At 35.5% G+C, this 2440-nt stretch carries 2 protein-coding genes; both read left to right on the top strand.

Annotated elements, in window-relative coordinates:
* Nucleotides 1–120 precede the first annotated feature (120 nt).
* Entirely contained in the window at nt 121–1704 is a 1584-nt protein-coding gene (gene istA, locus ABDZ91_RS14240) for an IS21 family transposase (RefSeq protein WP_425541836.1), read from the top strand.
* On the top strand, nt 1704–2440 hold a 737-nt coding region (gene istB, locus ABDZ91_RS14235), incomplete at its 3' end, for an IS21-like element helper ATPase IstB (protein ID WP_343800052.1). The genes istA and istB, both read left to right, overlap by 1 nt.

Genomic DNA, 2440 nt, shown 5'->3' with positions numbered 1-2440 from the left:
TGTGACTGCTAGAATAAAGTGTACAGTTTTCGCTTGATTTGATGAAACAGTTATTTACCCAAATATACCAGCAAATAAAAATAGCCTATCACTGTAAAATGAAATAGTTTGATATTTTACATGTGGAGGTTAGTAAAGGTGGATAAGTGGGAAATGTACATGAAGATACAGCAATTGTTGAAACAAGGATTTAGTCAAACAAAGGTGGCTGAGAAGCTTGGGATATCTAGATCAACGGTTCATAGATACTTGAAGAAATCACCTTCGGAGATGGCTGAATGGGTTGAAACAATGAAATCTAAAAAGAGAAAACTAGACCCATACAAGAAGCTAATCTTATCCTGGCTAAGAATGCACCCCGATATGTCGGCAGCACAAGTACAAGATTGGCTACAAGAGAAGTACGAAGGCTTAGAAATTGGTGAAAGTACTGTCAGAACTTATGTAAGTGCGTTACGAGAAGAATACCAAATAAAAAAAGAAACATCACCTAGGATATATGAGGCTATACCTGATCCCCCTATGGGTGAACAAGCTCAAGTGGATTTTGGACAAACAAAACAAAAAACAACGGATAATAAGGAAGTTAAGCTTAATTTTATTGCATTTGTAATGTCTCATTCGAGGCATAAATATAAAGAATGGCTGGATAGACCTTTTACAACACAAGATGTCATAAAAGCGCATGAAAATGCATTTAAATGGTACGGTGGAATGCCTAAAGAAATAGTTTATGATCAAGACAGTCTGATAGTTGTAAGTGAAAATAGCGGAGATTTAATTCTAACAAAGGAATTTCAACTGTACCGAGAAACTAGAGGATTAACGCTTCGGGTTTGTAGGAAATCTGATCCTGAGAGTAAGGGCAAGATTGAGAATGTAGTTGGTTTTATAAAGAAAAACTTTGCGAAACACAGAGTCTTTTATAATATTGACTCTTGGAACGAGCAAGGCTGGGAATGGCTTAATAGAACGGGAAATTATAAGATTCATAACACAACTAAAAAGAGACCAGTTGAAGTGTTTCTCCTCGAAAAGCAACACTTAAAACCAGTCTCCAAAGAAATAAATATTGAAACTAACTATGAATCTAGTATAACAAGGTGTGTTCATAAGGACAACACTATCCGTTATCATTCTAATCGGTATTCTCTTCCACTTGGCACGTATAACAAGTTTGAGAAAGTATGTATCAAGGAAACAGAAAATAAACAATTAATTATTTATATCCCAGTAACAGGAGAAATAATAGCTGAGCACTCTATTCCCGAAGGGAAAGGTATATTGATTAAAGATAGAAAACATAGTAGAGATCGAACTAAAGGAATACATGCTTTTATTGATACTGTGGCTCAAGGATTTGAAGATAAAGAACTAGCCTATCAGTATCTAGATATTGTTAGAGAAAAGTATCCACGATACGTTAAGGATCAGTTGCATATTATTTTACGTGAAACCAAAGACAACACTAGTGAAGTTCTCTCAACTGCACTAATTGAATGTGTAAAACGGAAATTATTCAGTGCAACAGATTTCAGCGATATCGTTGCATATGTCAAACGTCAACGACGAGTACATGAAACAACAATAGTAAGGGAAAAAGAAATCAAGCAGTTGAACAAGCTATCTGAATGGGTCATGGAAACTGAAGCATTTAAAAGGAAAGTTGATACGTACACGGAGCTACTGGAGGGTGAATCTTAATGAGTCAAATTCAGCAATTACAAGACATTATGAAGACACTTAGACTCGTTGAAACCGCCAAGCACCTACCGACTATAATAAGGGAAGCGGAGCAAAAAGACCTTTCCTTTACTCAATTCTTATTAGATGTGACCACCTACGAGCAATCACGAAGAGAGGAAAAACAATTAAACAATCGATTAAAGTGGGCAACCTTCCCATTCACCAAGACACTCGAGGAGTTCAATTTAAAAGAACAAAAATCCTTGAGTAGCAAGCAGCTAAATAGATTGAAAGATTTAACTTGGATAGAACAATTATATAACTTAATATTACTAGGTCCTCCAGGTGTGGGTAAAACTCACCTGGCAGTAGGATTAGGAATAGAAGCAATTAATCAAGGCTATAAAGCCATTTTTACATCTATGGGTGATCTCATTCATAACCTGAAAACGGAAGAAATAACACGTAAATCTAAAGCGAGAATGAAAAGGATAAGAGAAGCTGACTTGGTGATCATAGACGACTTAATGTTTATGGCAATGGACCAACAAGAAGCTAATATGTTCTTTCATTTGATAAATGACTTGTATAATCAATCATCAATAATATTAACATCAAACAAAGCACCTAAAGAATGGGGTGAACTATTAGGTGATCAAGCAATAACAACCGCAATTCTAGATCGAATTCTACATCGGGTAGAAATCATCCATTTAAATGAAGATAGTTATCGTATGAAACATCGTTCTACCAT

Origin of the sequence: Bacillus carboniphilus (assembly GCF_039522365.1) — a bacterium.
GTDB lineage: Bacteria > Bacillota > Bacilli > Bacillales > JC228 > Bacillus_BF > Bacillus_BF carboniphilus.
Note: the sequence above shows the minus strand (reverse complement) of the source record. Positions and strands in the feature narration are given on the sequence as shown.